Source organism: Lentibacillus sp., assembly GCF_035301925.1.
Taxonomy (GTDB): domain Bacteria; phylum Bacillota; class Bacilli; order Bacillales; family Amphibacillaceae; genus Lentibacillus.
The window spans coordinates 1-8,032 of sequence record NZ_DATGTI010000153.1 but is presented as its reverse complement, the minus strand read 5'-3'; the positions used below and the strand labels follow the sequence as shown (position 1 = coordinate 8,032).

10 protein-coding genes and 1 pseudogene are annotated in these 8,032 nt (G+C 44.1%); 10 read left to right on the top strand and 1 reads right to left on the bottom strand.

Annotated features, from left to right (window positions below; all coding sequences use genetic code 11):
- The 10 genes and pseudogenes from VK080_RS12530 to lysS all read left to right on the top strand — a co-directional run.
- Positions 1-267, top strand: a 267-nt coding sequence (locus tag VK080_RS12530) for a type III pantothenate kinase (RefSeq protein ID WP_324225104.1), incomplete at its 5' end; no start/stop codon positions are given.
- A 329-nt stretch (positions 268-596) separates the two neighbouring features.
- Complete coding sequence (gene hslO / locus VK080_RS12525) at positions 597-1,478, top strand: Hsp33 family molecular chaperone HslO (protein ID WP_324225103.1); 882 nt, start codon at positions 597-599, stop codon at positions 1,476-1,478.
- A gap of 17 nt (positions 1,479-1,495) precedes the next feature.
- Positions 1,496-2,395 (top strand): foldase protein PrsA, encoded by a 900-nt coding sequence (locus VK080_RS12520; protein WP_324225102.1) that lies wholly within the window; start codon positions 1,496-1,498, stop codon positions 2,393-2,395.
- An 83-nt stretch (positions 2,396-2,478) separates the two neighbouring features.
- Positions 2,479-3,405, top strand: a complete 927-nt coding sequence (gene cysK, locus VK080_RS12515; RefSeq protein WP_324225101.1) for a cysteine synthase A — start codon at positions 2,479-2,481, stop codon at positions 3,403-3,405.
- A gap of 225 nt (positions 3,406-3,630) precedes the next feature.
- Positions 3,631-4,464, top strand: a complete 834-nt coding sequence (gene folP, locus VK080_RS12510) for a dihydropteroate synthase (protein WP_324225105.1) — start codon at positions 3,631-3,633, stop codon at positions 4,462-4,464.
- Positions 4,457-4,822 (top strand): dihydroneopterin aldolase, encoded by a 366-nt coding sequence (folB, locus tag VK080_RS12505; RefSeq protein WP_324225100.1) that lies wholly within the window; start codon positions 4,457-4,459, stop codon positions 4,820-4,822. The genes folP and folB overlap by 8 nt, the downstream gene beginning before the upstream one ends.
- Positions 4,819-5,334, top strand: a complete 516-nt coding sequence (gene folK, locus VK080_RS12500; protein ID WP_324225099.1) for a 2-amino-4-hydroxy-6-hydroxymethyldihydropteridine diphosphokinase — start codon at positions 4,819-4,821, stop codon at positions 5,332-5,334. Before folB ends, folK begins: the two co-directional genes overlap by 4 nt.
- Complete coding sequence (locus VK080_RS12495; RefSeq protein ID WP_324225098.1) at positions 5,304-5,531, top strand: helix-turn-helix transcriptional regulator; 228 nt, start codon at positions 5,304-5,306, stop codon at positions 5,529-5,531. Before folK ends, VK080_RS12495 begins: the two co-directional genes overlap by 31 nt.
- A 3-nt stretch (positions 5,532-5,534) precedes the next feature.
- A pseudogene (locus VK080_RS12490) lies at positions 5,535-5,765 on the top strand (tRNA-dihydrouridine synthase); the annotation flags it as partial.
- A gap of 200 nt (positions 5,766-5,965) precedes the next feature.
- On the top strand, positions 5,966-7,447 hold the full coding sequence (gene lysS, locus VK080_RS12485) for a lysine--tRNA ligase (RefSeq protein WP_324225097.1): 1,482 nt from the start codon (positions 5,966-5,968) through the stop codon (positions 7,445-7,447).
- A gap of 390 nt (positions 7,448-7,837) precedes the next feature.
- On the opposite strand, the gene VK080_RS12480 is transcribed toward lysS, so the two are convergent.
- The coding region (locus VK080_RS12480) for a hypothetical protein (RefSeq protein WP_324225096.1) at positions 7,838-8,032 on the bottom strand (195 nt) is incomplete at its 5' end.

The following is an 8,032-nucleotide window of genomic DNA, read 5'->3' as shown; positions in this document are numbered from 1 at the left end:
GAGATACAAGCACCTGAGAACGTGATAGGGACTTCAACGGTTGAGGCGATGCAGTCAGGGGTATTTTACGGGTTTGTTGCACAAGTTGACGGGATCGTGAACCGGATGAAGCATGAAATGACAACAGACCCGACAGTCATTGCTACCGGCGGCCTGGCATCATTGATTGCGGACGCATCCGAAACGATTGACTATGCCGATAAATATTTAACATTAAAAGGACTTCACCTGATTTACAAAAAAAATAAGCAATTGGAAGATTATTAAAATGCGTGTTCAAAAAGGAGGATAAAAAGGACCGACAGGCTAAGTTCTCAGGCGTCCTGTGCGGGCACCTGCATTAGCACATCAATCGCGTCAGCGTTCGAGGCGGCGCCGTTTCGAGCACAAGAAAAGCTTCATTGAATTCACTTCGCACGCAGGAAAAGCGTTCTTCCTTTCCAATGAGCGGGCGTCTCTTGATTGTGGTGACTTGTGCGCCCGCCACAGAATGTGAGCGGTTTTAGCAGAAGGTCCCCTGTACGATGCGTCATTTTTACCGGACTTTTTGAACATCCTATTAATGTGCGTCATTTAAAGGAGATGGAAAATATCATATGAAAGATTATCTGCTAAAAGCAACTGCTTATGATGGCAAGGTTCGAGCATATGCAATCAGCTCGACAAACACAGTTGAAGAAGCGAGGAGAAGACACGACACATGGGCGACTGCTTCGGCAGCTCTTGGCCGGACGATGACAATCAGCGCGATGATGGGCGCGATGCTGAAAGGTGATAATTCGCTCACTGCGAAGGTTGAAGGAAATGGCCCCATCGGTGCGATTATCGCTGACAGTGATGCAACAGGTGATGTGCGAGGCTATGTTACGAATCCGCACGTTGATTTTGATCTAAATGAAAAGGGAAAGCTGGACGTGGCACGAGCGGTTGGCACGGAAGGGAATCTCAGTGTCGTAAAGGATTTAGGATTGAAGGAAAATTTTACAGGACAGGTCCCGATTGTATCCGGTGAGATTGGTGAGGATTTCACCTATTATTTTGCTAACTCTGAGCAGACACCATCCGCGGTCGGTGCCGGTGTATTAGTGAACCCTGATCTGAGTATATTGGCATCCGGAGGCTTCATTGTCCAGGTGATGCCGGGTGCTGATGAAAAAGTCATTAACCGACTTGAGGAAAAAATTCAGGGGTTTCCAGCGATCTCAACCTTGATCAGGGAAGGGAATTCACCGGAACAAATTCTGGAACGGCTTTTTGGAACTGATGACGTTACAATTCATGGACGTTTGCCTGTCCGTTTTCAATGCAGATGTTCAAAAGAGCGTGTTGAGCGGGCAGTTCTCGGAATGGGACGTGACGAAATTCAAAACATGATTGATGAGGACCATGGAGCGGAAGCAACATGTCATTTCTGTCATGAAGTCTATTATTTATCAGAGCAGGAGCTGGAGACACTTAAGCAGTCTGCGGACCATTAGAAGGGAAGGAGTAGTCGATGAGCAGAAAACTTCTGTGGGGGATTATTGCCGTTCTGCTTGTAACCAATATCGCTACCCTTACTTTATGGAATCAGGATGAGGTCGTGCCGCTTGGTCGCAGCAACAAACAAATCAGTCAGAAAGAGCCGGTTGCTTCTGTAGGTGATGAAACCATTTCGTTTGATGAATGGATGCTCTCGTTACGTGAAAATCATGGAAAAGAACAGCTGAAAAATATGGTGAATCGAAAGGTGGTACACCAGCTGGCTGAAGCCAATAATATAACGATCGATGATAAAATCATTGCCCGGGAAATAGCACAGTTGACGACGATGCAAGGGGTCATGACAGCGGAAGAAACTAAGGCTAAAGAAGAAAAATGGCGGGAAGATATTCAATACCACTTTCAGCTGGAGGCCCTTCTCACTGCTGATATAAACATACCTGAAGAGGAAGTCCGGACCTATTATGAGGATTATCAGAACCAATATGATTTCCACGCATCCACCCAGGTTTCACATATTGTCGTTCCTGATATGGAAACAGCCAATAAAGTAAAAGCCGAACTTGATAATGGTGCGTCATTCAATTTACTGGCACAGGAGTACTCAATCGATGAGGAAACGAAAAATAATGGTGGGTATTTAGGCTTTATGGTCAATACAAGCCAATTTTGGCCTGCTGGTTACTTGGATAAAGTGGCAGGTATGGAAGAGCGTACATATAGTGAGCCTTTTCAGACTGATGCCGGGGTGGCAATTGTTTACCTTCATCATAAGCTTTCTTCCATTACCTTTGATTATGAGGAAATAAAACCCTATGTGGAGCAGGAACTGGCGATGGATGAACTGGATCAATCCCTTTCGGCTGAACTGTTGTGGGAAGAGTTGGATATTGAATGGATTTACGATGAATAATATATTTTAATTGACATTTTTCCAATTTGAACGTACATTATAGACAAATCCTATAAAAACACTTGGAATTTGGAGGAATTAGAATGCGAGTTGCTGATAATATTGCCGGTCTTATTGGGGAAACTCCAATTGTCAAACTGAACCGCTCAGTCGAGCAGGACAGTGCTGATGTCTATCTGAAACTGGAATTTATGAATCCGGGCAGTTCGGTAAAAGATCGGATTGCATTGTCAATGATTGAAGCAGCAGAAAAGACCGGTGACTTGAAGGAGGGTGACACCATAATCGAACCGACAAGCGGCAATACCGGGATTGGCCTCGCGATGGTGGCGGCTGCCAAAGGTTATAAGGCAGTATTGGTGATGCCTGACACCATGAGTAAAGAACGCCGCAACCTGTTGCGTGCCTATGGTGCTGAATTGGTATTGACGCCTGGTGCAGAGGCCATGAAGGGTGCCATTAAAAAAGCTGAAGAGCTGCAAAAAGAACATGGCTACTTTATGCCGCAGCAATTCAGTAATGAAGCCAATCCAGAAGTGCATGCCCGTACAACCGGGAATGAAATTGTTAAACAGATGAGTGATGGGCTTGATGCGTTTATTTCCGGAATCGGTACCGGCGGGACGATTACAGGTGCGGGAAGAGTATTAAAGGATCATTTTGATGGCATTAAGCTTTATGCTGTGGAACCCGATGATTCTGCTGTTCTATCCGGGGAATCTCCAGGACCGCATAAGATTCAAGGGCTTGGTGCAGGCTTTGTGCCGGATACATTGGATACTGATATCTATGATGACGTCATCCGGATTACCAATGACGAATCATTCCAGACGTCCCGTGAAGTTGCCAAACAGGAAGGGATACTGGGCGGCATTTCCTCAGGTGCTGCCATAGCCGCAGCCAAAAAAGTTGCCAAACAGCTAGGCAAGGGCAAAAAAGTACTTGCCATCATCCCGGATAATGGGGAGCGTTATTTATCAACACCGCTTTATCAGTATGACGAGGATTAGTATGACGTGATAAAGTGAAACTTCATTCAGCGGGCGTTTTTCTCTGCTGAATATTAGTTGAACCGAATCGGGTATTTAGGGTCAGTTAGCCGCCGTCTTTTGGCGGGTTACTGTCCATTATATGCGGGGAAAAGGGGATTGGCACTGAATGCTTTGGTGCTAGTCCTTTTTTTGATGCTGTGATACGATATGAATAATGCATACAGATTTGAAAGAGGGTACATGATGAAATTAACAACTAATTCCAAAACGTTTCAATTGGATGAGCGGACCCATATTATGGGGATATTGAATGTTACACCTGATTCGTTTTCAGATGGCGGCAGTTATACGACGGTTGAACGTGCGGTTAATCAGGCTGTTTCAATGGAGCAGCAAGGGGCCGATATCATTGATATTGGAGGAGAATCCACCCGCCCTGACCATGATCCGGTCTCACAGGAAGAGGAGATTGAGCGTATTTTACCCATGATTCATGCGGTAAAGGAGCACATCAATATCCCAATTTCTGTTGATACTTATAAAGCCGAAACAGCGCGGCAGGCTATCGAGGCCGGCGCCGAAATCATCAATGATATATGGGGGGCAAAGCGCGAACCTGAAATAGCACAAATTGCCGCTGACTATAACGTCCCAATCATTTTGATGCACAACCGGACAAACAAAAATTACACCTCATTAATACCTGATATGAAGCGAGATTTGCAGGAAAGTATTGATATCTCACTTCAAGCTGGTGTACCAAAGGATAATATCGTGCTTGACCCCGGCGTCGGTTTTGCCAAAACGGCTGCTCATAATCTGGCCGTCATGAATCAGCTCGAGGAATTCCAGGAACTTGGATACCCTGTTCTGCTTGGTACATCCCGCAAGTCATTTATCGGTAAAATTCTGGATGTCCCTGCAGCCGAGCGTGATAATGGTACCGGTGCAACGACATGTCTGGGGATCACGAAGGGTGTTCAGATTGTACGGGTGCATAATGTGAAAGTGCATGCTGAATTAGCAAAAATGATGGATGTGATGCTTGGTAAACGAGGGGTTGGGAATCTTGGATAAAATTTTGCTCAATCAAATGGCATTTTACGGCTACCATGGCCTTTTTCCGGAAGAAAACAAACTTGGTCAACGGTTCTATGTTGATGCTGAATTGATGCTAAATTTGAAAAAGTCGAGCCATTCGGACAATATGGATGACTCGATTGATTATGGAGAGATTTACAATACCATAAAAAATGTCGTGGAAGGTGAACCGAAAAATTTGGTCGAGGCTGTTGCTGAAAACATTGCAGACGAATTATTTCATGCTTTTGAATTGCTGGAGGCCTGTAAACTGAAAGTCACCAAACCCAATCCGCCAATACCTGGTCATTATCAATCAGTGGCCGTTGAAATTTTTCGGGAGCGAAACGAATGAAGAACGTTTATCTTGCCTTGGGATCAAATATTGAGCCGCGGGAAGAATACATTAAAAAAGCACTCCAGGCATTAAACGCCCATCAGCAAATCGCCATTATTAAAAAGTCATCCGTTTATAAGACAGCACCGGTCGGTTATACGGATCAGGCCAATTTTTTAAATATGGTGATTGAAGTGGAAACGTCGCTTTTGCCACTGGATTTATTGGAAGTCTGCCAATCAATCGAAAAACAATTAGGAAGAAGGCGAGAAATCCGCTTTGGCCCGCGTACAATCGACCTTGACATTTTAATCTATAATCAAGAAAATAGAAAAACAGAACGTTTGACCCTTCCGCATCCACGCATGTATGAACGGGCATTTGTGCTCATCCCGCTAGATGAGATCGCACCTGGACTGGTCATTCCGGCAGAAAATGGGAAACATGCAGCGGATTATATAGAAAGACTTCCTGAAAGCGACATAAAGGGTGTAAGGCGATGGACAGAGAAAGGCTCGGCAGAAGAATAAAAGCATTCCGTAAATTAAAGGGTTATACGCAGGTGGATCTGGCAAAGGCATTAGACATTCCTGTTATCAATCTCGGTGATGTTGAGCGGGGAAAACAGCAGGCCCCGGATCAATTGCTGGATCAAATAGCGAATCAATTGAATATATCAAAACATGAACTGCAGGGGAAAGCGCCTGCGGACGAGAAGGAAGAGTAGCGAATGTTTCAAATCGGCGATATCACTATCCCGAATCGTGTCGTTCTGGCACCGATGGCTGGTGTTTCCAATTACGCTTTCCGTTTGACCGTTAAGGAGTTTGGTGCGGGACTTGTTTGTGCTGAAATGGTAAATGATAAAGGGATTAATCGCCAAAATGAAAAGTCGATGAACATGCTCTACATTGACGAAGATGAAATGCTGATGAGCCTGCAGATTTTCGGAGGTAAAAGGAATCGCTGGTGCAGGCCCGGACAGAACCAGAACTTTACAGGCAGCTGATCTACGGCCTTTTTGGTTCTTTACAGTTTTGCAGATGGAATATACTTCCTGTTAAGGTAGGATAACTCCCGGGTGATAGTTTTGACTGAAAGTATTGAAAGCCGGATTCTTCCCATAACACGGAATCGGCTAGATAAAATGGAGTGATAACTGTGACAGAAGAATTAAATGATCATATGCGCGCACGACGCGAGAAGCTTGATTTTTATAATGAAAGAAACGTGAACCCATTTGGTGGAAAATTTGGCAGGACGCATTATGCCGATGATTTAGTCGAAAAGTATGATCAATTCTCTAAAGAAGAATTGGAAGAAAAAGACGATGAAGTGACAATTGCCGGCCGTGTGATGACTAAGCGTGGCAAAGGGAAAGCAGGTTTTGCCCATGTCCAGGATCTGAGTGGACAAATTCAAATCTACGTCCGCAAAGATACTGTCGGGGAAGATGCCTATGACATTTTTAAGTCTGTCGATATGGGGGACATTGTCGGCGTTACAGGTGTTATGTTTAAAACAAAAGTCGGTGAACTGTCTGTCAAGGCCTCCGAGTTTACCTTATTGACCAAGTCACTAAGACCGCTGCCTGAAAAATATCATGGACTGAAAGATGTTGAGCAGCGTTATCGTCAGCGCTACCTGGATTTAATCACCAATCCAGACAGCAAACAAACATTCATTCTAAGAAGTAAAATCATTCAATCGATGCGTCGCTATTTGGATGGCCAAGGCTTCTTGGAAGTGGAGACTCCCATGATGCATGGCATACCTGGAGGTGCAGCTGCTCGTCCGTTTGAAACATATCATAATGCATTGGAAATTCCATTATATATGCGGATAGCGATTGAATTGCATTTAAAACGGTTGATTGTTGGCGGGATGGAGAAAGTGTATGAAATAGGACGTGTCTTCCGTAATGAAGGTGTATCCACCCGACACAACCCGGAGTTTACCATGATGGAATTATATGAAGCGTATGCCGATTTTCATGATGTTATGACATTAACAGAGGAACTCATTTCCCATATCGCTAAAGAAGTGCTGGGCAGTACGCACATCCAATATGGCGAGGAAGAAATCAGTCTGGAACCGGAATGGAGAAGGCTTCATATAGTGGATGCTGTGAAAGCTTACACGGGAGCAGATTTTTGGCCGAATTTGAGTGATGGACAAGCACGTGCGATGGCAAAAGAATACGACGTTAAAATACAGGATAATATGACATATGGTCATATTCTCAATGAATTTTTTGAACAAAAAGTTGAGGAGAAATTAATACAGCCAACATTTATATATGGGCATCCTTTAGAGATATCACCACTTGCCAAACGTAATCAAGAAGATGAACGATTTACAGATCGGTTTGAATTATTCGTTGTTGGCCGTGAGCATGCAAATGCCTTTAGTGAATTAAATGATCCGATTGATCAGCGCAAACGGTTTGAAGCACAGGTGAAAGAACGGGCAGAAGGAAATGATGAGGCACACCTAATGGATGAGGACTTTCTGGAAGCACTGGAATATGGAATGCCCCCAACAGGCGGATTGGGTATAGGCATCGATCGGCTTGTCATGCTGCTGACTAACTCACCGTCCATTCGTGATGTCCTGTTGTTCCCGCAAATGCGCAGTAAATAAATGATTCGATAGATGGATAATTTGAGGCAAGACGTTTTTCTGGCCGGTAAGTGTTTACCCGGATATAATTGACATGCTGATTATGTGATACTCGAGTACGCAAGCCCCGCTTCTGTTCTCATTATAGTTTAAGGTTCTGGGGCGGGGGTCAGCTGTCAGTCATACTGCTTATTCAGTGATGGGAGATTCGTTAATGATATCGTTTGGTTCCGTTAGCCGGTGAATCAATGATGAAAACCGGTGCAATATGGAAGTGTCCGGAATTGGATGGAATAACCAATGTTTTTTTGATTATTTGCTATTGATTCCGGGAACTAAACATGATACATTATTAATCGTTGCAAAAAGAGTTGTCACAACCAACAACAGAAAATAAAAAAAGTTGTTGACTTAAGTAATAAAAGATGGTATATTAATAAAGTCGCTTTCAAGAGGCGGCAGCAATTTTGCTCCTTGAAAACTGAACAAAACAACCAGTATGCAAGAGATGTCAGTGGTAAGAGGCCGAAAGTCGGAACGTTGATTTCGACGGCAGGCCAATGAAACCCTGGAATCAATTTTTAAAGCAAGCCATGAATGAGATTG

Excerpts from the sequence above, each read along its gene's own strand:
- hslO (WP_324225103.1), top strand. The coding sequence starts at position 597 with ATGAAAGATTATCTGCTAAAAGCAACTGCTTATGATGGCAAGGTTCGA.
- VK080_RS12520 (WP_324225102.1), top strand. The coding sequence starts at position 1,496 with ATGAGCAGAAAACTTCTGTGGGGGATTATTGCCGTTCTGCTTGTAACC.
- cysK (WP_324225101.1), top strand. The coding sequence starts at position 2,479 with ATGCGAGTTGCTGATAATATTGCCGGTCTTATTGGGGAAACTCCAATT.
- folP (WP_324225105.1), top strand. The coding sequence starts at position 3,631 with ATGAAATTAACAACTAATTCCAAAACGTTTCAATTGGATGAGCGGACC.
- folK (WP_324225099.1), top strand. The coding sequence starts at position 4,819 with ATGAAGAACGTTTATCTTGCCTTGGGATCAAATATTGAGCCGCGGGAA.
- VK080_RS12495 (WP_324225098.1), top strand. The coding sequence starts at position 5,304 with ATGGACAGAGAAAGGCTCGGCAGAAGAATAAAAGCATTCCGTAAATTA.